A 22,276-nucleotide genomic window follows, 5' to 3' on the forward strand; every position below is an offset into this window, starting at 1 on the left:
ATGTAATTATTCGAATAAATGATGGAAACCTTGATGAATACGAAGTTAAATGTAGTTTAAAAATATAGATATTTACCTTTCCCAGCACGAAAGTTGCGGATTTGATTTTGCCATATCCGAAATATTTGTATTTTAGGGAGTTCAATATTTTATTAACCAAATTAATTTTTTATGAAGACAAAATTACCTTTTCTAATGATGGTAGCGCTACCATTTTTAGGCTTTGGCCAGTCAGCGGCCAAAAATTCAATCCATCCTCTTAAGCAAAAATCATCAAAGGTTGCAGCATCACTTGGTGGTACTTCTTATGCCCCAAATGCTTATTGTATTCCGACTGCGCTTGATTGTACGGATGGAGACGTGATGACGAATGTTACTTTCGGAACAATCAACAATACCACTACTTGTGGTACAAATGGTTACAACGACTTTTCAGCAATGGCTACTAATGTGACTCCGGGAACGGCAATGCCGATGTCTGTGACGGTTGGAAGTGGTTGGTTCGAGAGAGTTTCTGTTTGGGTAGACCTTAACAACAACCAAATTTTTGAAGATAGTGAAAGGCTTTCGAATAATGTAGGACCTCTAGGAACATCAGGAAACAATGGAGATATGGGACTAGGTGGAGGAATAGGAACAGGTGGTGCTTTGACCGGGAATATTACAATCCCTGCAGGGACTGCTGCTGGTTCCTACAAAATGAGAGTAATGGTGATCGCAACAGGATCTGGAAATCCTGCGCCTTCCGATCCATGTCTTGATATACAGTTCGGTGAAGTTGAAGATTACACTTTAACTGTTCCTGCAACTGGCTGTCTAACCTCACCAAATGGGCAGTATCCTTCAGCCACGTTTACTCCGGCATGTAATGGAACTACTGAAAATGTTACCACCCTTGGCTGGACTGGTGAATACTCAAAAGTGAGCTTGACGGGTGGAGTGGCCTATACTTTCTCATCGTCTGTGGCTTCACATTTCATCACCATCAGTGATGAAGCGGGAACTACTACTTTGGCAGCAGGAACTGGACCGGTTGTTTATACTCCATCTACCTCTAGGATAGTGAGATTTTACACGCACTTAAGCAGTAATTGCGATTTTGCGAACACTAGCCACACCAGAGCTGTGATGTGCGGAACCCCTCCAACAAACTGTGCTGATTTCAAAGTGCTTTCAAACAACCTGGAAAATGGATTGTTCTTCGGGGGATCAACTTCTCAAAAATTAGCAATTGACGTTCCGGTTGCGGCGAGCAATGTTACGGTTTACGGTTTGGAACCAACTGTGGTAGGAACGGCAACTACATTTAGTTTCACTTTCTATAGTGACAATGCAGGATTGCCAGGAGCACAATTATTCACCCGTACCGGTACTATTACTGAAAGTACAGTGACAGGAACCAACTTCGGATATGAATTTATCAAATACAAAGTAATGTTCAATACACCTGTAGATTTCAGCGCCAATACCAAATATTGGATTGAAGTAACTACCGATGCAGTTGCTTGGGAAGCAAGAACTGGAGGAACCCTTGGTTCATTAGATGCTTTTTCAAATACCAGTACTTCCGGAGTTTGGACTACAGGTACCAACAATCTGGTTTTCAATTTGGTTTGCAGTCCTTTAGCAGTTAGCGATATCGCTAAATCAGGATTCAATTATTATCCGAACCCAGTGAAGGGATATCTGAATATCGACTCTAAACAAAAAGTGGAGATGGTACACGTTTATAACGTAGCTGGTCAAAAAATGCCGGTTTCAACTCAATTGGTTGACGGAAAAATCGACATGAGCAGATTGGCTCCTGGAGTTTATATTGTGAGCACGATCTTGGAAGGAGGAAGAAATGAATCTTTCAAAGTAGTGAAACAATAAGAGTAAACCTAAGAAGTAAATATGGCCCGAAATTTTTCGGGTCATTTTTTTTTGTGAACTAGTTCTAGAGGCAAGAACGATTTTTCTTAATTTTTTTGCATCTGTGAGATTTTATCTGAAAAAATCGTAACTTAGTTCATCATTTAAAATAGGGTTATTTTATGCGATATTTTGTAGATTTGCCATCTGGAAAATTATCCAATTGTGATCAAAAAAAGTTCAAATCATAAAGAATTTTATATATTTGCACCAATTAACAAATAATTAAAAATAAATATTATGTCAGACATTGCATCAAGAGTAAAAGCTATCATTGCTGATAAACTCGACGTTGAGGAAACAGAAGTAACTCCAGAAGCTAGCTTCACTAATGATTTAGGAGCTGATTCGTTGGATACTGTAGAATTAATCATGGAGTTTGAAAAAGAATTCAATATCCAGATTCCAGATGACCAAGCAGAAAAAATTACTACTGTAGGGCACGCTATTGCTTACATCGAAGAAGTAGTGAACAAATAATATTCTATCAACAGAAGCAAAAATTTATGGAATTAAAAAGAGTAGTTGTAACCGGTTTTGGCGCCATCACGCCCATTGGAAACAATGCGAATGAATACTGGGAAAACCTTGTGAAAGGTGAGAGCGGAGCGGCTCCGATTACTCTTTTTGATGCCTCCAACTTCAAAACCAAATTTGCCTGCGAAGTGAAAGGATTCGACCCCTTAAATCATTTCGACAAGAAAGAGGCGAAGAAAATGGACCGAAACACCCAGTTCGGACTTGTTGCCGCACGTGAAGCGGTGCAACATTCCAGAATTATGGAAGGCCAAGTAGACAAGAACAGGGTCGGTGTCATCTGGGGTTCCGGAATTGGTGGTTTGGAAACCTTCGAGACCGAAGTTTTGGGTTGGGCAAATACGGATATCCCGCGTTTCAACCCATTCTTCATTCCGAAAATGATCGCCGATATCACACCGGGTCATATCTCGATTGAATACGGTTTCCATGGTCCAAATTACACCACCGTTTCTGCCTGTGCTTCATCGGCAAACGCCATTATCGATTCCAAAATGCTGATTCAGCTCGGAAAAGCAGACGTGATTGTTTGCGGTGGTTCCGAAGCGGCGGTCACCGCAAGTGGAGTGGGCGGCTTTAATGCAATGATGGCACTTTCCACCAGAAACGACAGTCCGAAAACGGCATCCAGACCTTTTGATAAAGACCGAGACGGATTCGTGCTTGGTGAAGGAGCGGGCTGCATTATTTTGGAAGAATATGAACATGCGGTAAAACGCGGCGCCACGATCTATGCCGAGCTGAAAGGCGGCGGAATGAGTGCAGATGCTTATCACATGACTGCGCCACACCCCGAAGGTTTGGGAGCATATCTGGTAATGAAGAATTGTCTGGAAGATGCAAACATAACAGCCAATGAAGTAGATCATATCAATATGCACGGTACTTCTACGCCATTGGGTGATATTGCAGAATCCAACGCAATTTCCAAATTATTGGGGGAACACGCTTTCGACATTCAGATCAATTCCACCAAATCCATGACCGGGCATTTATTGGGAGCGGCGGGAGTAATAGAAGCAATCGCGGCATTGAATACGATTCTTCACAAAATCGTTCCTCCTACCATCAACCATTTCACCGATGATGAAAGAATTGACAGCAGGTTGAATTTCACCTTTAATCACGCTGTGAAGAAAGATGTAAATATTGCAATGAGCAACACGTTCGGTTTTGGCGGACATAATGCCTGCGTACTTTTTACAAAAATTTAAGACCCAAATTACATGGAGTTAAAGAAGTACTTTTCTAGATTCCTGACCCAAAGAAAAAAGACACTATCGGAAAAAGATTACAATCTTAGCAACGAAATCAGTAAAATAACCGGTGTCGCCGTTCAGAACATCAATCTTTACCGGGAAGCATTTTCCTTAAAAACTTCATCGAAAAACAAAAAAAACAAAAATTACGAAAGACTCGAATTTTTGGGCGACTCTGTTTTGGGGGCAATCATCGCAAGTCATCTGTTCACCATTTATCCAAACGAAAATGAGGGATTTCTCACCCAGATGAAATCCAAGATTGTGAACCGGAAAAACCTCAATAAACTGGGTGAAGAACTCGGCCTTCCCAAATTTATTCAGAATGACCATCCATGCGCGCTTAGTGAAAACATCGCCGGAAATCTTTTTGAGGCGTTGATCGGTGCAGTATATTTGGACCTGGATTACGACATGTGCAGAAGTGTGGTTCTAGACCGGCTTTTAACACCAAGTTCCATCAATAAGCTTGAAAAGAAAATTGTGAGCTACAAAGGTCTGCTGTTGGAATGGAGCCAAAAAAAGAAAACCATCATCAGATACGAAACCTGCGAGGAAGTGCAACCCAACAAGAATCTGGTCTTCAGGTGCCATGTTTGGCTGGAAGAGGAAAGAATCACAAACGCCACAGAAACATCTAAGAAAAAGGCCGAAGAAAAAGCAGCACAGCGTGCCTTTTACATCTTAAATAAAAAAGAAAATATCCTTGAAATCCCCAAAGCTATTACTTGACATTGAATGTGAAGATGAAGAAATCACATTAGGATTGGTGCGGCTTGCAAAACAGGTTCCGGATTTCGAGTTTTTCTACCATGTCAATGCGCTGAACTCTTTTCAGTTTTCACGGATTACAGATTTAATCTTTCAAGGATATTATTTTGATTATGAATTTCCGCGGTTTCAGGCATTTCACTGTGATTCCAAAATATGCCTGCATTTTATCGCAAATAAATCCTCCCGAAGTTTCCAAAAAAAAACTTCAATGGAATTGTTTTCAGCAGAAACCGACACCAAATATTTGCTGGAACAATATCCGGATGTGGATTATATCATCTGGACTTCCGAGCCGTTTGACGATTTTTCATTAATTTTGCTGCCGGAACATTTAACGTTCAAAACCCAGTGCTTTCAGTTAAGCCCAGAAGAAGAGTTTTATCAGCTCATTCAATATTATGAATAAATACCTCAAAAAAACAAAAATCATCGCCACATTGGGTCCGGCTTCTTCAGACAAGGAGACCATGATCGACCTCATTAATGCAGGTGTAGATGTTTTTAGAATAAATTTTTCCCATGCAGATTACGACTTGGTTCGTAAAAATGTGGAAACCATACGTGAAATCAACAAAGAACTTGGTCGCTCGACCAGTATTCTCGGCGATTTGCAAGGTCCCAAATTAAGAGTAGGCATGGTGAAGGAAGGATCCTACCTGAATCCCGGAGATGTTCTAACCTTCACGAATGAAAAAATCGAAGGCGATTCCAAAAGAGTCTATATGACCTATCAGCAATTCCCTCAGGATGTGAAAGTGGGCGAAAGAATCCTGATCGATGATGGGAAACTGGTTCTGGAAGTTATCGAGACCAACGAAAAGGATACCGTAAAAGCAAAAACCATTCAAGGTGGACCGCTGAGTTCAAAAAAGGGTGTTAATCTTCCCAATACGAATGTTTCACTTCCAGCTTTGACGGAAAAAGACATCGAAGATGCGAATTTCATCCTTGATTTGGAGTTGGACTGGATCGCGCTTTCTTTTGTTCGGCATGCGCAAGATATCATTGATCTAAAAGAACTCATTGCGAAACACCCGAAAGGGAAAAAGTTCAGAACACCCATTATTGCTAAAATCGAAAAACCTGAAGGCGTCAAAAATATCGAGCAAATATTGCAGGAATGTGACGGTTTAATGGTTGCACGTGGAGATTTGGGTGTGGAAGTTCCGATGGAGGAAGTTCCCGCCATCCAGAAAAACCTGGTAGAAAAAGCCAGAAAATTTGCAAAACCTGTCATCATCGCAACTCAAATGATGGAAACGATGATTAACAGTTTGACGCCTACAAGAGCTGAGGTAAATGACGTGGCGAATTCCGTTCTAGATGGTGCAGATGCGGTGATGCTTTCCGGCGAAACTTCTGTGGGGAAATATCCCGTGGATGTGGTGAAAAATATGGCGAAGATTGTGAAAAACATCGAGCAGACGCATTTTTACCAAAATGAAAACACTCCTATTGAACGGGAGTTCAACTGTATCGATGAGCGATTCATCACGAACAGGATCTGTCTTGCCGCAGTGCGGATTGCAAAAACCACCAATGTGGAAGCAATCGTCACGCTGACTTATTCGGGATACACGGCGTTTCAAATTTCGGCACACCGCCCGAATTCCAACATCATCATCTATAGTTCGAACAAGCGGGTGATTACCATGCTAAACCTTCTTTGGGGAGTAAGAGCGTATTATTACACCTCCAAAAAATCCACTGATGAAACGATTGTTGAGGTAAATAAATTGACGCTCCAATACGGATATGTGGAATATGGCGATTTCGTGATCAACCTGAACGCGATGCCGGCAAACGAAAGCGGAAAAACCAATACTTTGAGGTTGACCACCATTTGATTTGTTCCCAATCGTACTTGGCTTCTTTTGGAATTGTAAATAAGTTGGCATGGATCTGTCAAAAATTTCATTCCAACTGTTTGTGTTTCAGAAAAATTTTGTACTTTTGCACCTCGAATTAACTAACAAAATTTATAGACAATGTTTGCAATTGTAGAAATAGCAGGGCTTCAATACAAAGTTGAACAAGACCAAAAATTGTTTGTAAACCGTTTGAAAGGAGACAAAGGAGCGAAAGTTTCTTTTGACAAAGTTCTTCTTACTGTGAACGGTACTACAACAATCGGCGCCCCGGCTGTAAAAGGTATCACTGTAGATGCTGAAATCCTTGACCACGTGAAAGCGGATAAAGTAATCGTCTTCAAAAAGAAAAGAAGAAAAGGTTACGAAAAGAAAAACGGTCACCGTCAATCTTTAACTCAAATTCAAATTACCGGAATCACTGGTTTCGATAATAAGAAAGAAGAAAAGAAAGCAGCACCGAAAGCTAAAAAAGCAGCAGCTTCAGAAGACGCTCCTGTAGCAAAAAAAACAACGAAAAAATCGGACAGCGAAACCGCTGAATAATCTAAACCAAAAAACCTTAAAATAAAATGGCACATAAGAAAGGAGTTGGTAGTTCCAAAAACGGTAGAGAATCTCATTCTAAAAGATTAGGAGTGAAGATTTTCGGTGGACAATCAGCTATTGCTGGAAATATCATCGTGAGACAAAGAGGTACTCAGCACCACCCAGGTGAAAACGTGGGAATGGGTAAAGATCACACTTTGCATGCATTGGTTGACGGAAAAGTAATTTTCACCAAGAAAGCAAACAACAGATCTTTCGTATCTGTAGAGCCCAACGCATAATTTTGAGCGTTTCATAAGAATTAATCCTGATTGCATTGCAGTCGGGATTTTTTATTTATTTTTACCCCCGCAAAAAATAAAAAAATATATGAATTTTAAATCAACTTTTTTAGGCATTCTATTCTCAGTTATCGCATTGATGGGCTGTTCCAGAGATGAAGGAGGATCCGCTGCCACACCCGAAAACAAATGTGGAAAAGTATCGTCGGTTATTTTTCAAACCTCGCCAAGCAGCGTTACCTTAAATTATGTTTCAGGAAACAATGCTAATTCTTTCAAAATCGAATATGGATTGACGGGATTTGCACAAGGGAGCGGGAAAAAAATAACCACTTCCAATACTTATGCGGAAATTACGGATTTGCTTCCTTCCACCACTTACGATTTCTATATCACCGGAATTTGCAGCAGTACGGAAAACAGTGAGCCATACAAACTTACGAGTGTAACTACGCAGCAAAGCAGCTGTAACGGAACTGTTTCCGCAGAGTTTTATCAGTATGATCCTAACCAGATTATTCTTCAGGTCGGTTATTCCGGCGGAAGTTTTTATTACCACGAAGTGGAATTTGGTCCTGCCGGCTTCGCCTTAGGTTCAGGAACACGAATAAAAGGTGAAAATTACGCGAACAATCTGTATTTTAATAACCTGCCACAAAACCAGACTTATGATTTCTATGTGCGCACATTTTGCAGCGCGGGAGATCCAACAGCTTTTAAGAAATACAGCTACAACGCGGTACCAACTTGTCCGAAACCTTTCAACCTCAACAGTTATGTGATTTCAGGACAGTGCAATGTGGGAATGGGAGCAACCAGAGGTTTTTCCTGGAGCAGTTACGGGTCGCCTCAAAGTTACACGGTCTCTCTGATCCAGAATGTGAATGATCCTCCAGGTGGGCAGGAATTTACCACCTCGAACACCTCCATTGCGATTTCGAATATGTATTGCCTGTGGAAAGGATTCTACGTGAGATCCAACTGCAGCGGAAGTACCGGAAGCAGTGCGTGGGCCGGTCCGTTTATTTTCTAAGAATTGCAAGAAATAGAATTCCCAATCGAAAAGATTGGGAGTTTTTTTTGTAAAAAGTGTTGAGGGTCAATGCGCCGAAATTTAATTTTCAATTTAAGTTCATTTCATATTGAAACCTTAACTTTGAAAAAACTTCAATGGAAAAGCGTAATATCCCGATTGTAGTGCTTTCAGATATTCATTTGGCGACTTATGGTTGCCATGCAACACAGCTTGTGGCGTATTTGAAAAGTATTAATCCAAAACTGCTGATCCTGAACGGCGACATTATCGACGGATGGGCTTTTTCTAAGAAGTATTTCCCGAACTCCCACATGGCGGTCCTCAGTGAATTTTTCAAAATGATGAAGAACGGAACCGAGATCATCTACATCACCGGAAATCATGATGAATTCTTAAGGAAATATTCTGATTTGACGATGGGAAACCTTTTCCTCACTGATAAATATCTGGTAGAAATCGACGGCAAGAAAACCTGGTTTTTCCACGGCGATATTTTTGACCATACCACGAAAGGCGGTGCGAAATTTATCGCAAAAATTGGCGGAATCGGCTACGACTGGCTTATTCTAATCAACCGTGCAATTAATTTTTTATTGGAAAATATCGGCCAAAAAAAGATTTCACTTTCGAAAAAAATCAAAAACTCTGTCAAAAATGCGGTGAAGTTTATTGCGGATTTTGAGGAGAAAGCAATTGCTCTAGCCATTGAAAACAAATACGACTATGTGGTTTGTGGGCACATCCATCAACCGGCAGATCGGATCGTGACCAATGAAAAAGGGACGGTTCATTATCTGAATTCCGGCGACTGGATTGAGAATCTATCTTATTTGGAATACCAAAAAGGAAAGTGGGAACTCCTATATTTTGATGAAACCAAATTTGAAAAACCTGAAATTGAAGGCAATGATATCACCGTAAATGTGGAGGAACTTATTCATCCGCCTATTTTTGCCGCGTTTGTTGGTGCGAAAATTTAAGATTTTTTACTTCTTAAAAACGCATCCCAACCTTGCGCATTTAGTGCGATGAGTTCATTGCTTCCTCTTGCCACAAGGAAATTTCCCTGTTCCATTTCAACTGCATGACCAATGACGGTGAAATCCGGATGGTTTTTGATTTTTTCAAAATCATTTGGCGAAATGGTGAAAAGCAGTTCATAATCTTCGCCACCGTTCAGAGCGCACATCACGGGATTCAGGTTGAGTTCTTCGGCTGTGGCTATCGTTAACGAATCCAGTGGGATTTTTTCCTCATAAATCCTGAAACCAACTTTGCTCTGATCCGAAAGGTGCAGCGTTTCTGAAGATAAACCATCGGAAACATCGATCATAGAAGTTGGCTTTATGTGCAATTCTTTTAGAATATTTTTAATGTCGGTTCTGGCTTCAGGTTTTAATTGTTTCTCCAGAATATAGTCATATCCTTCCATTTCCGGCTGCATATCGGGATTAGCAAGAAACACGGCATGTTCTCTTTCCAGGATCTGCAAACCCAGATAGGCACCACCCAAATCCCCGGTTACCACCAAAAGATCATTTGGTTTTGCACCGTTTCTTCCCACCAAATTCTGGGAATCTTCCAAACCGATTGCGGTAATGCTCATCACCAAACCAGAATTGGAACTCGTGGTGTCGCCTCCCACCAGATCAACTTTATAATGTTTACAGGCCAAAGAAATTCCGGCATAGATTTCCTCCAAAGCTTCAACAGGGAATCGGTTTGAAACAGCCAGCGACACCAGAATCTGTGTAGGCACTGCATTCATTGCCGCGATATCGCTCAAGTTGACTACGACTGCTTTATATCCCAAATGTTTCAGCGGGACATATCCCAGATTAAAATGGACACCTTCCGCCAAAATATCGGTCGTCACCACTACCTTTCGGTTTTCTGGATTGATGACCGCGGCATCGTCTCCAATGGAAATTTCTGTGGATGGATTTTCAAAACTAAAGTTTTCGGTGAGGTGCTTGATCAGTCCAAATTCTCCGTAAGCGGAAATCGGCGTCAGTTGTGGGGATTTTTCTTCGAGCATTACTTTATATGTAAAAAATGTTTGGGAATTGATGCATTTATTTGGGACTTGAATAGCCGTCAGAATTTTATTCTTCGGTTTTTTCGTCTTTATTTTTTCTCCAGGTGAAAGTATTTCTCTTGTGAAAAGGTTCTACATCCTGTGGTTTGAAAGGCAGGTCTTTCAAATCCTGTTTGGTCAGAAGTTTGGTGTTTTCAGAACGGAATTCCTCCATGACTTCTAAAATATCGTCCGGTGGCGAAGTAGATTTTCTAAGCATCATGTCGATCCAAACTCCGGTTGCTTCTGCAGTTGCCATGTGCGTTCCGTCGGGCAAATAAAATTTATGGACAAACTGATAAATGCTCGCATCTTCAGACATTCCGGAAATCTCTGCAGAAACATACACGATTTGATCTGCATAAATCTCTTTAAAGAAGGAGAGTCTCTCGTGCAAAATCACTGGTCCAATTCCCCATCTTGAAAGTTCTTTCAAACCCATTTTGTGGGCGTTCATGAAGGCCATCCTGGTTTGTGCGCAGTAGGCGATGTATGAAGAGTTTGCCAAGTGTTTATTGGCGTCAATGTCGCTCCAGCGCACTTCGAATTTATGTAGGTATTCTGACATTCTATTGTTTTAGATTAAGAAGAATGGACCACAAGCAACTTGCTTCAAAATTTCTTCTGAGATTTTTTCTAAAGTTACTCGCCAAAAGCCGACCCGATATTTATCGGAAATTGGTGCCATTTGCCGTGTCAAAATTACGGATTAATGATGGTTTGAAAAAATCGTATTTTTGCGCGAGCGTTGTTAGCGCTTTAAGCGCTAACAACGCTCTTTACCTATGAAAAAAAAGCAAGTCATCATCATCGGAGGTGGAGCGGCAGCATTTTTCTGTGCCGCGAATCTTGATGAAAACCTATTTGAAGTCACTATTTTAGAACAAAATTCGGAGGTTTTGCAGAAGGTCAAAATTTCCGGAGGCGGAAGATGCAATGTGACGCACGCCTGTTTCGATCCAAAGGAATTGGTTAGCTACTATCCAAGAGGAAATAAGGAACTGCTCAGCGTTTTCCACAAGTTTCAGCCGGGAGATACTATGGAGTGGTTTGAACAGAGGAATGTGTCCTTAAAAATCGAGAAAGACAACCGGATTTTTCCTGAAAGTAATTCCTCGCAGACGATCATCCATACTTTGACAAATGAGGTTTCCCGAAAAAATTTTCAAATCAAAACTAAATCAGTAGTTTTAGAAATTGACAGATTAGAAAATCAGTATCTGGTAAAAACCAATGAACAGCATTACTTCGCGGATCACGTGGTTTATGCCACGGGAAGTTCGCCGAAATCGCTGAAGCTCATCCAAAATCTAGGGCATCAAATCGTGGAAGCCGTGCCGTCGCTTTTCACTTTCAACATTAAAAATGAAACGTTAAAGGATTTGATGGGGACAAGTTTTGCCCTGGCTGAAGTTTCGATTCCAAAACTTAAAATGTTGGAAACCGGTCCTATGTTAATTACGCATTGGGGACTTTCTGGACCGGCCATTTTAAAAATTTCTGCATGGAAAGCGAGAGAACTGGCGGCCGCGAAATACCAGTTTGAAATCGTGGTGAATTTCTTGGGAATTGACCTGGAAACAGCCGAAGAAATCTTCAAAAAATTCAGGCAAAACCATCCTAAAAAAACCATTGGAAGTTCGAAGATTTTTGAAATCACTTCCAGGTTTTGGCACCGGATTCTGTGGCTTTCAAAAGTGGATTTGGAAAAAAACATTTCGAATATTTCAGCCAAGGAACTTCAGCAGATTCTAACTAATCTTTGCGCGAATTCGATGAAGGTTTCGGGTAAATCGACGTACAAAGAGGAGTTCGTTACTGCAGGTGGCGTGGATTTAAAGGAAATTAATTTTAAAAATATGTCTTCAAAGATTTTGGAAAACTTCTATTTGGCGGGCGAAGTTTTAGATATTGATGCGGTAACAGGTGGATTCAATTTTCAGGCTTGTTGGAGCGAAGCTTGGTTAATTGCCCAGGATTTGAACTCGAAAGTTTTTTAAAAGCTTTCAAAATCGCTTTCAAAACCATTAATTTTATTAAATTTGACAAAATTATTCTTAAAATGAAAAAACTCCGTTCTATAATTGCTTTATCGCTATTGGTGTTCGCGGCTTCCTGCCAAACCAGAGTAGTAGATAAATTGAAACCGATGCAGAAGAATTCTCTGGAACTTTACCAAAAATATACCATTACCACCAATGAACCTAAAGTAGTGAAAATGGAAGTTCTAAAAGTGGACGACGATAAGATTTATGGCAAAACAAATGACGGTCAAGAAGTTAACATCAATAAAAGTGACGTTCGAACCATTAAGAAAACCGACTGGATTTCTTCCATCCTAATTGGTGCAGCTGGAATTTTAGCGGTAATTTTTGTTCCGATTTAGTCCGTTTTAAAATCGGAAAAAAAAGGAATCAACTTCAAGCTGATTCCTTTTTTTTATTTGAAAATTCTGCTCACAATGTTCCCGATTTCCATGAAATCATCCATATTTCCGATGGCGCGTGTTTGCTTTTTGTATTCGCTTTCGCGGGTTTGGTTCGGGAATATCAGCAAATAATTCCAATTCCGGAAATGCTGGTTGAGGTAATTTGGCACATGTTGCATTTCGGGCAGATAAGACTGCATTTCCCGGGTCGCCATAAACAGGATGAAACCATCGTCGTCCTTCATTTTCTCAAAAATTTTGCGGATTTCTGACCAGTTGTTGAAGATGATTACCGAAGAATCGATATTCACTTTCTTACGGATATTTTCGATTACTTTGATGGTGTCTTCACTTCCATAAAACTCAATTTTTGACCCTGAATTTCGGGCAAGGTTCCAGACTTTTAGCAATGAATGGAAGAATCCGGATTCCAGATGCACTTTCGCCGGGAAAATCACCACATATTTCTGGATGGTGGAAACCGGTTGCGCCGAATGATAAACCAAAACATTTGCCGACTGATTATTGAGATAACCGTTGTAAAGGTTATAGACAAAAGTGGGCGAAAAGCCTTTTTCTGTATCCACGCCGATTACCAAATCCGAAATGGAATTCACTTTGATCTCATTATTCATTCCTTTGATGATGTCTGCATCATACCGGATCAATGGCTTAATCTCGGTGTCTGCGGAAGCTCCGATGCTTTGAGCGGAATGAAGCAGCTTTTCGGCGTTTTTCTTGGAGGATTCATTTTTCTCTTCACTGATGATGTTGAGTACATAAAGGTTTCCGCGATTGTTTTTGGATTTAATCATCAATGCAAGATCCGCCATTGGTTCCACAGTAGCCAAATGATTTACGGCGAGCAAAATATTCTCGTCGTCCGGATCGGTTTCCGTAATCGTGTTTTCATTTTCTGCTTTCACCAATTGGTGTGCGTTTTTCTGCGTGACGAAAGAGGAAACGGTGCATGAAACCAAGATCAGGAGAATACTACCATTCAAAACACTCTCATCCAACAAACGGATTGGTTCGCCTGAATCGGTTTCGCCCAAAATAATGTTATAGCCCACCATCACGATTGCTAATGTTGCTGCCGCGTGCGAAGCACTTAATCCGAAAATTATCCCACCTTGTTCTTTTGTAAGTTTAAAGGTTTTCTGTGTTGCCACCGCCGCGAAATATTTCGAAGCAATCCCGATAACCGTCATCAACAATGCGATTTCCACCGTTTTCATATCTTTAAGAAATACCGAAAAATCGATGATCATTCCTACACTGATCAGGAAGAATGGAATAAATATCGCATTTCCCACAAATTCAACCCGGTTCATCAAAGCAGAAGTATGCGGAATAAGCCTGTTTAACGCAAGTCCGGCAAAGAACGCTCCGATAATTGGTTCTACACCTCCCAATTCGGCGAGGAGTGCAGCCAGATAGATCATCACCAAAACGAAAATATATTGGGAAATACTGTCACTGATTTTTTTGAAAAACCATCTGCCGATAATAGGGAAACCAAATAAGACGACCGCTGAGAAAATAATCATCGAGACCGAGATTTTGGTCCAAAATGCAGCGTTGACCTCACCTTGAGTCACACCGACACAGATCGCCAAAACCAGGAGCGCCAAAATATCGGTAATCATAGTTCCTCCCACGGTTATATTGACCGGAAGGGTTTTCTGAATGCCCAGTTTACTGACGATCGGATAAGAAATCAGGGTATGCGAGGAAAAAATACTGGCAAAAACAATGGCGGTGAGCCAGGAGAAATTGAACAGAAAATGAGCGCCCATAATTCCCAATATGAATGGAATGGAGAAAGTGTATAGTCCGAAAGTGATGCTTTTCCACTTGTTTTTCTTGAACTCATTGAGGTCGATTTCCAAACCAGCCAAAAACATAATGTATAGCAATCCTGTGGTTCCGGTCACCACAATGCTCGCATCTCTGGCAAGTACATTGAATCCGTTTGGACCCACGATTGCACCTGCAATGATCAGTCCCAAAAGATGTGGAACCTTAATCTTGTTCAGTAAAATGGGTGCAAAAAGAATGATGATTAAAACCACCAGAAATTTCAAAACTGGATCTTCCAGCGGAAGCGTGAGCGTTGAAAAATTTAAGCTTAAAATGCTGAGCATGTTCTAGTTTTTAGATTTATCCAGATCAATGGAAAAACGAGAAGTACAATTATTGTCACCAATTACATCGCGGGTTCCACGGATTTTGGTATCCTTTAAATCATTCAAGATGATGTTCACATAGGATTTTTTTGCTGCGGTGGAATCACTTTGATAGGAAAGCCGGATTTCTGAACCATTGAAACTGCCGGTGTAGATTCTGATGTTTCCGGCTTTGTTGGTGACTTTTGCAGAGATTTTCTGGCCATTTTCGCTGAATTCCCAATTGTCATTTCTAATGTCGCCAATCATGTTTTCAGGGCAGTTGGAATCCACGCAGATCATTTTTCCGGACCATTTGCCTAGAATGTTGTCCGGAAGCGGAATCGCTTGAATAGTGTCCTTTGCGGCATAAAGGCTGTCGCGCATTTTCAAAAGATTTTGATAATCAGATTCTTTCATCGCGAATGCTTTTTCTTTTTCCAGAAGTTTTTGTTCGCGGACCTTTAGCTCTTCGCTTTTTTCTTTAAAGTTGCAGGAGCTCCAACTCAGCGCGGCAATAAGTAGAAAACCGTATTTCAGCATTATTTTTATTGGATTTGGTTTGACAGATTTTAAAATTAACAAAAAAAGCCAAGACTAAAAAATCCCGGCTTTAAACATTAGCGATAAATCATAAAATTGATCACTTCAATTTCGCAATCACATCTATTCCGCCAGTAGTTTTATCTCCAATTTTGCAGGTGATTTCTGTATTTAATGGCAGAAAAACATCCATTCTGGAACCAAATTTGATGAACCCGAATTCGTGTCCGGCTTTTGCCTCATCGCCTTCATTACAGTAGAAAACGATCCTTCTGGCCACATAACCCGCAATTTGACGGAAAACGACTTTGTGATGGTTGAAACCTTCAACGACAACGGTGGTTCTTTCATTTTCAGTGGAAGATTTTTCGTGCCAAGCAACTAAATATCTTCCGGGATGGTATTTTTTGTAAACGACTTTTCCAGAGACCGGAAACCTGCAAATATGCACATTCAGCGGCGACATGAAAATCGAAATTTGGATGGCTTTTTCCTTTAAAAACTCGTCCTCGTCCACTTCTTTGATCATCACTACTTTTCCGTCAACCGGTGCGATGATGTTTTCTTCTGTATCCAAAATATGCCGTTCGGGAACCCTGAAAAACCAGAATACCAATCCATAGATGACCAAAACCGGTATCAGGAGTAGGATGGCCCAAAATTTTAGAAAATAAATGGAAAGTCCCGCGATGATGATGAATAATAAAGTGGCGACGGTAATTGTACCTTTTGATTCTTTGTGCAGTTTCATTTGATAGCTGTTGGCTACTTGCTTTTGGCGAATAGCAGTTTTTTATTTTTATGGAGAAAACGGATGACCGATTCTTAAATGGCTAAATTAATCTTTCTAATATAAAGTACAAATATACAACCGGAACGCAGATAATAAAACTATCCAGTCGATCCAGAATTCCGCCATGTCCGGGAATGATGTTTCCGGAGTCTTTCACTGCGAATGTTCTTTTCAGCTGACTTTCCACCAAATCTCCGAGCGGTGCAAAAACAGAAACCAAAAATCCCACAATGATCCAGTTCCCTCTTAAATCCGGATGGAATTTCTCAATAAAAAATCCGAGGATAATGGTCAAAATCACTCCGCCTGCAAATCCTTCCCAGGTTTTCTTGGGTGAAATTTTTGGCGCCATTTTATGCTTTCCGAAAAATTTCCCGGTGAAATATGCGAACGTATCGCTGCTCCAAATCAGGATGAAAAGGAAAAAAACCTCTAAGCTAAAGGTTCCTTCCGCCGCTGAAAATTTTGGTAAACCTAAAGCAAATCCAAATGGCAGCGCAGTGTAAATCACGGTGAAAATCAGTTTTCCGTTATCATAATAAAGTTCTTTGGAAAATTTGAATAAAGTAATTACGGCAATCACCACCAGCAAAAGTGCCAGGATTTCCGAAAAATTAAAGTCAAAATAAAATCCGTGTCTGAAAAATCTGGTTGAAAATCGCCAGAAAACTATTGCAATCAGTGGGAAAACCAAATATTTTTCCCAACTTTTGGGATCGAATTTCATCATTTTCACGCATTCCCAAGCTCCCACAAACAGGAAGAAGGTGATCAATCCGTAATATAATTGCTGCTGCTGGATGAGGTTGGGCGAGATTTTTTCCAGCATTGTCGAGCCGAGTGGTGTAGTGCAAAAGATGACCACGAACCCATAAAGCAGTCCGCCAAATAATCGTTGAATTAGATTTCGATCCAAAGTTTTGTTTGTTAAGGGAGAAATTAAAAAAAAATGCTAGAAATTAATCTTCGAGCAAAAGTAAGAAAAGTTTCGTATTGTCCTTGTTTGGCGTATCCAATTTGGAATTGCTTCCGCTGATGGAGGTGAGGTTTTTGATGTTTCCGTTTCTCTTGATTTTGGCCATCGCATCGTTCAGATTCGTGACAATCTGGGAAACATTCGCCATGATGATGATTTTTTCCGGCAGTCTGGAAGAATGGTAATGCAGGATATTGTTGTGTGAAAGCATGATTCTGCCGTCATAGGCAATCAGGTATTCACAAGTGATAAAGGCGCAGTCATTGAAAAGTTCGAGCTCTGTAGTATAGGGAACTTTCACCACATCCAGAAAATTTTTCAGTTCCTGGTCCCAACAGAAAACCGATTTCACATCTTCAATTTTCAGAATGTGATTCAGGGTTTGAAGTGCTTCTGCTTCGTCTCCGCAATAATTGAAGAATCCTCCGGAATGCGTAAAAAGCTGCACAAACTTGTAATCCAAATCAGCGTTTTTCAACTGATCCCCAAGTTTAATCACATCTTGATTTTCGTCCTCTTCCGGCTGATTTAAAATTTTTCCGACAATTTTTTTAAATAAACTCAATTTCTGCGGTTTATGCGAATGTTTATACAAAAATAGAAAATATTTGTTTACGGAGTGAAATTAACAAAAAAAACCTGACTATTTACATTTCCAAAAAATTTGGATGCAAATAGTCAAGCATTTATTTTTTTAATTAAAGTTGAGTCCCCGATTCCGGTGCCTGAACTTCTTCTGCCCCTGGATTTTCGTCCTTGGTTTCTGATTCTTCATTATGGGTGCTGGAAACCGGGTGTTCGGTCAATTCCGGATCCCATGCTCTTTTCCCGAAAACATCTTCCAAGTCTTCTCGGAAAATCACCTCTTTTTCCAGGAGTTTGGTTGCTAAAGCGTCCAGTTTTTCCTTATTGTCACGCAGAATCTGCAATGCTCTCTGATATTGAGTTTCGATGATTTTCGAAATTTCTTCGTCGATCATTTTTGCGGTTTGCTCAGAATACGGTTTTCCAAAGCTGTATTCGGATTGTCCGGAGCTGTCGTAGTAAGAGATATTTCCTACTTTGTCATTCAGACCATAAATTGTCACCATCGCCTGTGCTTGTTTGGTCACACGTTCCAGATCCGAAAGTGCTCCAGTAGAAATGTTTCCAAAAATGGTTTCTTCGGCTGCCCTTCCTCCCAAAGTAGCGCACAGTTCGTCGTTCATTTGTTCGGTGGTGGTCAGCTGTCTTTCCTCCGGTAGATACCAAGCTGCGCCAAGTGATCTTCCTCTAGGAACAATAGTGACTTTCAGAAGTGGAGCAGCATGTTCAACGAGCCAAGAAATGGTTGCGTGTCCTGCTTCATGATAGGCGACTCTTCTTTTTTCTGAAGGTTTGATGGCTTTGTTTTTCTTTTCCAGTCCGCCGATGATTCGGTCCACCGCATCAAGGAAATCCTGTTTGTTCACGGCTTCATGTCCGTTTCTAGCTGCGATTAAAGCCGCTTCGTTGCAAACGTTTGCAATATCTGCTCCTGAAAATCCTGGAGTTTGCTTTGCCAAAAATTCCCGGTCGATATTGGGGTCGAGCTTGATTTTTGCCAAATGCACATCGAAGATTTGTTTTCTTTCATGAAGTTCCGGCAAATCCACATAAATTGATCGGTCGAATCTTCCTGCTCTCATCAATGCCTTATCCAAAATATCTGCACGGTTGGTAGCCGCCATCACGATGACGTTCGTATCGGTTCCGAAGCCGTCCATTTCAGTAAGGAGCTGGTTCAGCGTGTTTTCTCTCTCGTCATTTCCTCCGGTGAAGTTTCCTTTTCCTCTTGCTCTACCTATTGCATCAATTTCATCGATAAAAATGATTGCTGGAGATTTTGCTTTTGCCTGTGCAAACAAATCGCGAACTCTGGAAGCTCCCACTCCCACGAACATTTCCACGAAATCTGAACCTGAAAGTGAGAAGAACGGTACTTTGGCTTCGCCTGCAACAGCTTTTGCCAATAATGTTTTCCCTGTTCCCGGAGGACCCACTAGCAGAACTCCTTTCGGGATTTTACCTCCCAGTTTGGTGTATTTTTCTGAGTTTTTCAAGAAGTCTACCACTTCCTGCACTTCCTCTTTTGCGCCTTCCAAACCGGCAACATCTTTAAAAGTGGTCTGTATTTTTTCTTTTTCGTCAAAAAGCTTTGCCCTGGATTTTCCGATGGAAAAAATTTGTCCGCCGGGACCGCCGCTTCCGCTCATCATTCTTCTAAAAATAACGAAATAGAATAAAGCCATCAAACCAATCCAGAATAAGGCGTTGAATAGAAGTTCCGTCATTGGGTTTTTCCCCATTCCGTAATCTTTTTTAGTCGCGATTTGCGGATTGTCTGCTTTGATCTTATCGAACTTTTCTAGGAAAAGTTGAAGGTCGCCATAGCTTAAGGTATAGTCTGGTTTTGGACCCAGATTAAAGTCAAAAGCCGACATTGGATTTTTCGCAGGTGCGGTAGTTTTTGCAGCAGCTTCAGCTTTTGCCTCTTTAGTCAGGAAAACGTCTGCTTTTTCGGTGTCTTTGTAGATGAGTATGTCCTGGACTTTCCCTTCTGCCATTAATTTGTAGAATCCTTCTTCGTCAATGGTGTTCTGTTGGGAATCGCCATTCATGTTCGAAAAGAAGAAAAGCAGTATAGCAGCGATCGCTATGGGAAAAAACCAGTTAAATCCTTTATTGTTATTCATATCTTTTTTATAAAAATTTTGACGAAAACAGGTCAGTCAAATATCAATTTGTTAAATCTTCTATTTTGGTGATTTTTGCATCGCCCCAAAGTTCTTCAATTTCATAATATTCACGGGTTGCCCTTTGGAAAACATGCACTACCACGGAAACGTAATCCATCAGAACCCACATTGCATTTTCGGTTCCTTCCACATGCCATGGTCTGTCGTGAAGATCGTTCCGTACTTTTTTTTCAATATTTCCAGCAATGGCCGAAACCTGCGTGTTTGAATTTCCGCTGCAGATGATAAAGGTTTCTGCAACAGAGTTTTCTATGTTGGAAAGGTCAAAAATCATGATGTCTTCACCTTTTGTGTCTTGAATGGCATCTACGATTTTGTCGATTAGGAGTTGTTTTTCTGTCGATTTATTCATTAAAAATTTTTGCTAATCTGCAAATTTATTGTTTTTTTATCTAATTTATCCTCAAATTTACGGTTTCTAATCTATAATAGTCAGATTCCATGATACCTGTTTTTTACCTGGATGAATGTGCTTCAACTCAAGACGAATCAGTCCGGTTTTTACTTTACGGCGATTCTGAAACTTTTGCGGTTTACACTTTTAAACAAACGAATGGGAAAGGGCAATACGGCAATTCTTGGGAATCTTCGGTAAACAGGAATATCGCTTATTCTTTTGCGGTTCCGGCCAACAGAATCCGCGTTCCAACACCATCCCTCAATTTTTATACCGCAATTATCTTGCGTGATTTTCTTGCCAATCTGTCAACTTTTCCGGTGGAAATTAAATGGCCGAATGATTTAATCATTAGAAATAAAAAGATTTCCGGCATCTTAATCGAAAAAAAAAACATTAATGAAATCCCGTATTTTATTATTGGAATTGGATTGAATGTTTTGCAGGAAGATTTTAGACACATTCCAAAAGCAGGTTCGTTACTTACTCAAACCGGAATTCGATTTGAACTTAAGGAGATGGTGGAGCGGTTTCATGAATTTTTTTCCGAAAGAATTTTTCAAAATGCTCCGGGTCCCGAAATATGGAATAAAATCAATAAAGACCTTTTCCGGAAAGATGAAGTTTCTGTATTCGAAATTAAAGGAATCAGACAAAATGGCATTATAAAAAATGTGGATGAGGAAGGTTTTCTTTGGGTAGAACTGGAAAATGACGGATTAAGGAGGTTTTTCCATAAAGAGATTGAGATGCTTTACTGATTCGCACGCTTAAAATAGAGTATCAAAGCCAAAGGTCCGAAAACGATATCCGGCAACCACATCGCCAGAAGCGGAGTCAAAGTTTTGTTTTCTGAAACTACCTTCAACACCTCAAAAGAAAACACGAAAACAAACGCCAAAGCAATTCCCAACGCGAGATTCAGACCCAATCCGCCCCGTTTTTTCTGCGACGAAAGTGAAAGCCCGAGAAAAGTCAGAATGATCACCGAAACCGGCATGGAAGTTCTTTGGTAGAGCTCGTTCAAATAGGTGTTCAAATTGGCGTTTCCTTTTTCTCTTTCACGATTGATGAATTGAAGGAGTTCCGGAGTGGTTTTATTTTGACCCAGCAAAACATCCGGGAACAGTTCTTCCGGAGGATGCCCGAAACTTTTGTCCATGGAATTCCCATTTCCCAATTTTTCGGTACCATCACCTTTGATGGTTTTTTCAAGATAATTGCTTAGTACGAACTGGTTTTTGGTTTTGTCCCAGTAAAATTCACTTGCATTGAGTTGATAAATCAGGCGGTGGTTTTTGTCGAATTTTTGATAAAGAAATCCGGAACCGCGCTTTTCCTTTTTGTTATAACTTTTCAGGAAAATGTATTCCGTTTTTGAAAGTTGGGTGGAAACTTCTGAACTTCCGGTGAACTCGTCGCGACTCACTGCAGTGTAAGTATAGGGTTCCAGTGCGTTTTTTTTGGTGTTAGCAAGAGGCAAAACCAAATGATTTAAAAGCAATGCCATGATGGCAATGAAGCCGGAAGTAATGAGGTAAGGTCTGGCGAAACGGTGAAAACTCGCACCGGAACTGATGATGGCCACAATTTCTGTGTTATTCGCAATTCTGGAGGTAAAGAAAATCACCGAGATGAAAACCAAAATCGACATGAAGGTGATAATCAGATTGAGAATCCAATAAGGATAAAAATTCACCAGAAACTCACTTACCGTAAATCCGTTGGATTCAATTCGGGGTGCTTTTGCCTGAACATCGATGACCAAAACGATAATCGTCAACAAACCCAGCATGAACCCGAAGGTTCCGAGGTATTTTTTGATGATATAGCGGTCGATGATGGTGAACATTGGCTAAATAATAATTAACAATGGGTAGGAAATGCCGAATTGGTATG

Annotated in this window: 23 protein-coding genes; 13 read left to right on the plus strand and 10 right to left on the minus strand. The window is 40.6% G+C overall.

Features of this window, described 5'->3' with window-relative positions; translation table 11 throughout:
- The first annotated feature begins 171 nt into the window (after positions 1-171).
- The 10 genes from ACM44_RS02330 (at position 172) to ACM44_RS02375 (ending at position 9,198) form a co-directional block, all read left to right on the plus strand.
- The gene (locus ACM44_RS02330; RefSeq protein ID WP_083993625.1) at positions 172-1,875 is read left to right on the plus strand and encodes a GEVED domain-containing protein; all 1,704 of its coding nucleotides are present in this window, start codon (positions 172-174) and stop codon (positions 1,873-1,875) included.
- A gap of 279 nt (positions 1,876-2,154) precedes the next feature.
- The gene (locus ACM44_RS02335; protein WP_002976354.1) at positions 2,155-2,394 is read left to right on the plus strand and encodes an acyl carrier protein; all 240 of its coding nucleotides are present in this window, start codon (positions 2,155-2,157) and stop codon (positions 2,392-2,394) included.
- Positions 2,395-2,420: 26 nt separating this feature from the next.
- Positions 2,421-3,665, plus strand: a complete 1,245-nt coding sequence (gene fabF / locus ACM44_RS02340) for a beta-ketoacyl-ACP synthase II (protein ID WP_048498499.1) — start codon at positions 2,421-2,423, stop codon at positions 3,663-3,665.
- 12 nt (positions 3,666-3,677) lie between these two features.
- Positions 3,678-4,442, plus strand: a complete 765-nt coding sequence (rnc, locus tag ACM44_RS02345; RefSeq protein WP_048498500.1) for a ribonuclease III — start codon at positions 3,678-3,680, stop codon at positions 4,440-4,442.
- Positions 4,417-4,890 carry an IPExxxVDY family protein gene (locus tag ACM44_RS02350; RefSeq protein ID WP_083993626.1) on the plus strand — a complete coding sequence of 158 codons (474 nt, stop codon included), beginning with the start codon at positions 4,417-4,419 and terminating at the stop codon, positions 4,888-4,890. The genes rnc and ACM44_RS02350 overlap by 26 nt, the downstream gene beginning before the upstream one ends.
- Entirely contained in the window at positions 4,883-6,331 is a 1,449-nt protein-coding gene (gene pyk / locus ACM44_RS02355) for a pyruvate kinase (RefSeq protein WP_048498502.1), read from the plus strand. Before ACM44_RS02350 ends, pyk begins: the two co-directional genes overlap by 8 nt.
- Before the next feature lie 141 nt (positions 6,332-6,472).
- On the plus strand, positions 6,473-6,898 hold the full coding sequence (rplU, locus tag ACM44_RS02360) for a 50S ribosomal protein L21 (RefSeq protein ID WP_048498503.1): 426 nt from the start codon (positions 6,473-6,475) through the stop codon (positions 6,896-6,898).
- A 26-nt stretch (positions 6,899-6,924) separates the two neighbouring features.
- Positions 6,925-7,182 (plus strand): 50S ribosomal protein L27, encoded by a 258-nt coding sequence (gene rpmA / locus ACM44_RS02365; protein ID WP_048498504.1) that lies wholly within the window; start codon positions 6,925-6,927, stop codon positions 7,180-7,182.
- 88 nt (positions 7,183-7,270) lie between these two features.
- A complete protein-coding gene (locus tag ACM44_RS02370; protein WP_048498505.1) occupies positions 7,271-8,215 on the plus strand; it encodes a fibronectin type III domain-containing protein in 945 nt (314 codons plus the stop codon).
- Positions 8,216-8,352: 137 nt separating this feature from the next.
- Positions 8,353-9,198 carry a UDP-2,3-diacylglucosamine diphosphatase gene (locus tag ACM44_RS02375; protein WP_048498506.1) on the plus strand — a complete coding sequence of 282 codons (846 nt, stop codon included), beginning with the start codon at positions 8,353-8,355 and terminating at the stop codon, positions 9,196-9,198.
- On the opposite strand, the gene thiL is transcribed toward ACM44_RS02375, so the two are convergent.
- Together thiL and ACM44_RS02385 are read right to left on the minus strand one after the other, a co-directional pair.
- Positions 9,195-10,256 (minus strand): thiamine-phosphate kinase, encoded by a 1,062-nt coding sequence (thiL, locus tag ACM44_RS02380; RefSeq protein WP_048498507.1) that lies wholly within the window; start codon positions 10,254-10,256, stop codon positions 9,195-9,197. The genes ACM44_RS02375 and thiL overlap by 4 nt on opposite strands.
- 67 nt (positions 10,257-10,323) lie before the next feature.
- The gene (locus tag ACM44_RS02385) at positions 10,324-10,863 is read right to left on the minus strand and encodes an acyl-CoA thioesterase (protein ID WP_048498508.1); all 540 of its coding nucleotides are present in this window, start codon (positions 10,861-10,863) and stop codon (positions 10,324-10,326) included.
- Positions 10,864-11,080: 217 nt separating this feature from the next.
- Between ACM44_RS02385 and ACM44_RS02395 the strand changes: the two genes are divergently transcribed.
- Together ACM44_RS02395 and ACM44_RS02400 are read left to right on the plus strand one after the other, a co-directional pair.
- Positions 11,081-12,295 carry an aminoacetone oxidase family FAD-binding enzyme gene (locus ACM44_RS02395; protein WP_048498510.1) on the plus strand — a complete coding sequence of 405 codons (1,215 nt, stop codon included), beginning with the start codon at positions 11,081-11,083 and terminating at the stop codon, positions 12,293-12,295.
- A gap of 62 nt (positions 12,296-12,357) precedes the next feature.
- Positions 12,358-12,681: a bacteriophage spanin2 family protein gene (locus tag ACM44_RS02400; protein ID WP_152669285.1), complete on the plus strand. Its 324-nt coding sequence runs from the start codon at positions 12,358-12,360 to the stop codon at positions 12,679-12,681.
- 53 nt (positions 12,682-12,734) lie between these two features.
- On the opposite strand, the gene ACM44_RS02405 is transcribed toward ACM44_RS02400, so the two are convergent.
- From ACM44_RS02405 to rsfS, 7 genes are all read right to left on the minus strand, one after another.
- Positions 12,735-14,870, minus strand: coding sequence for a cation:proton antiporter (locus ACM44_RS02405; protein WP_048498512.1), 2,136 nt, complete (start codon positions 14,868-14,870; stop codon positions 12,735-12,737).
- Positions 14,871-14,873: 3 nt separating this feature from the next.
- Positions 14,874-15,434, minus strand: a complete 561-nt coding sequence (locus ACM44_RS02410; RefSeq protein ID WP_048498513.1) for a hypothetical protein — start codon at positions 15,432-15,434, stop codon at positions 14,874-14,876.
- 100 nt (positions 15,435-15,534) lie between these two features.
- The gene (locus ACM44_RS02415; protein WP_048498514.1) at positions 15,535-16,185 is read right to left on the minus strand and encodes a phosphatidylserine decarboxylase family protein; all 651 of its coding nucleotides are present in this window, start codon (positions 16,183-16,185) and stop codon (positions 15,535-15,537) included.
- Between the two features lie 82 nt (positions 16,186-16,267).
- Positions 16,268-17,143: a phosphatidate cytidylyltransferase gene (locus tag ACM44_RS02420; RefSeq protein ID WP_048498515.1), complete on the minus strand. Its 876-nt coding sequence runs from the start codon at positions 17,141-17,143 to the stop codon at positions 16,268-16,270.
- A 43-nt stretch (positions 17,144-17,186) separates the two neighbouring features.
- Positions 17,187-17,768 carry an LUD domain-containing protein gene (locus tag ACM44_RS02425; protein WP_048498577.1) on the minus strand — a complete coding sequence of 194 codons (582 nt, stop codon included), beginning with the start codon at positions 17,766-17,768 and terminating at the stop codon, positions 17,187-17,189.
- Between the two features lie 133 nt (positions 17,769-17,901).
- On the minus strand, positions 17,902-19,917 hold the full coding sequence (ftsH, locus tag ACM44_RS02430) for an ATP-dependent zinc metalloprotease FtsH (RefSeq protein WP_048498516.1): 2,016 nt from the start codon (positions 19,915-19,917) through the stop codon (positions 17,902-17,904).
- A 43-nt stretch (positions 19,918-19,960) separates the two neighbouring features.
- The gene (gene rsfS, locus ACM44_RS02435) at positions 19,961-20,332 is read right to left on the minus strand and encodes a ribosome silencing factor (RefSeq protein WP_048498517.1); all 372 of its coding nucleotides are present in this window, start codon (positions 20,330-20,332) and stop codon (positions 19,961-19,963) included.
- Positions 20,333-20,421: 89 nt separating this feature from the next.
- Between rsfS and ACM44_RS02440 the strand changes: the two genes are divergently transcribed.
- Positions 20,422-21,138, plus strand: a complete 717-nt coding sequence (locus ACM44_RS02440; protein WP_048498518.1) for a biotin--[acetyl-CoA-carboxylase] ligase — start codon at positions 20,422-20,424, stop codon at positions 21,136-21,138.
- Here the strand turns inward: ACM44_RS02440 and ACM44_RS02445 are convergent.
- Positions 21,132-22,229: an LptF/LptG family permease gene (locus ACM44_RS02445; protein ID WP_048498519.1), complete on the minus strand. Its 1,098-nt coding sequence runs from the start codon at positions 22,227-22,229 to the stop codon at positions 21,132-21,134. The two genes, ACM44_RS02440 and ACM44_RS02445, sit on opposite strands and share 7 nt — an antisense overlap.
- Positions 22,230-22,276 lie beyond the last annotated feature (47 nt).

The organism is Chryseobacterium koreense CCUG 49689 (assembly GCF_001045435.1).
Classification (GTDB): Bacteria; Bacteroidota; Bacteroidia; order Flavobacteriales; family Weeksellaceae; genus Kaistella; species Kaistella koreensis.

Excerpts from the sequence above, each read along its gene's own strand:
- rpmA (WP_048498504.1), top strand. The coding sequence starts at position 6,925 with ATGGCACATAAGAAAGGAGTTGGTAGTTCCAAAAACGGTAGAGAATCT.
- ACM44_RS02415 (WP_048498514.1), bottom strand. The coding sequence starts at position 16,185 with ATGAAACTGCACAAAGAATCAAAAGGTACAATTACCGTCGCCACTTTA.
- ftsH (WP_048498516.1), bottom strand. The coding sequence starts at position 19,917 with ATGAATAACAATAAAGGATTTAACTGGTTTTTTCCCATAGCGATCGCT.
- pyk (WP_048498502.1), top strand. The coding sequence starts at position 4,883 with ATGAATAAATACCTCAAAAAAACAAAAATCATCGCCACATTGGGTCCG.
- ACM44_RS02330 (WP_083993625.1), top strand. The coding sequence starts at position 172 with ATGAAGACAAAATTACCTTTTCTAATGATGGTAGCGCTACCATTTTTA.
- ACM44_RS02445 (WP_048498519.1), bottom strand. The coding sequence starts at position 22,229 with ATGTTCACCATCATCGACCGCTATATCATCAAAAAATACCTCGGAACC.
- fabF (WP_048498499.1), top strand. The coding sequence starts at position 2,421 with ATGGAATTAAAAAGAGTAGTTGTAACCGGTTTTGGCGCCATCACGCCC.
- ACM44_RS02440 (WP_048498518.1), top strand. The coding sequence starts at position 20,422 with ATGATACCTGTTTTTTACCTGGATGAATGTGCTTCAACTCAAGACGAA.
- ACM44_RS02370 (WP_048498505.1), top strand. The coding sequence starts at position 7,271 with ATGAATTTTAAATCAACTTTTTTAGGCATTCTATTCTCAGTTATCGCA.
- ACM44_RS02405 (WP_048498512.1), bottom strand. The coding sequence starts at position 14,870 with ATGCTCAGCATTTTAAGCTTAAATTTTTCAACGCTCACGCTTCCGCTG.
- ACM44_RS02400 (WP_152669285.1), top strand. The coding sequence starts at position 12,358 with ATGAAAAAACTCCGTTCTATAATTGCTTTATCGCTATTGGTGTTCGCG.
- ACM44_RS02375 (WP_048498506.1), top strand. The coding sequence starts at position 8,353 with ATGGAAAAGCGTAATATCCCGATTGTAGTGCTTTCAGATATTCATTTG.
- rsfS (WP_048498517.1), bottom strand. The coding sequence starts at position 20,332 with ATGAATAAATCGACAGAAAAACAACTCCTAATCGACAAAATCGTAGAT.
- ACM44_RS02410 (WP_048498513.1), bottom strand. The coding sequence starts at position 15,434 with ATGCTGAAATACGGTTTTCTACTTATTGCCGCGCTGAGTTGGAGCTCC.
- thiL (WP_048498507.1), bottom strand. The coding sequence starts at position 10,256 with ATGCTCGAAGAAAAATCCCCACAACTGACGCCGATTTCCGCTTACGGA.
- ACM44_RS02385 (WP_048498508.1), bottom strand. The coding sequence starts at position 10,863 with ATGTCAGAATACCTACATAAATTCGAAGTGCGCTGGAGCGACATTGAC.
- rnc (WP_048498500.1), top strand. The coding sequence starts at position 3,678 with ATGGAGTTAAAGAAGTACTTTTCTAGATTCCTGACCCAAAGAAAAAAG.
- ACM44_RS02395 (WP_048498510.1), top strand. The coding sequence starts at position 11,081 with ATGAAAAAAAAGCAAGTCATCATCATCGGAGGTGGAGCGGCAGCATTT.
- ACM44_RS02335 (WP_002976354.1), top strand. The coding sequence starts at position 2,155 with ATGTCAGACATTGCATCAAGAGTAAAAGCTATCATTGCTGATAAACTC.
- rplU (WP_048498503.1), top strand. The coding sequence starts at position 6,473 with ATGTTTGCAATTGTAGAAATAGCAGGGCTTCAATACAAAGTTGAACAA.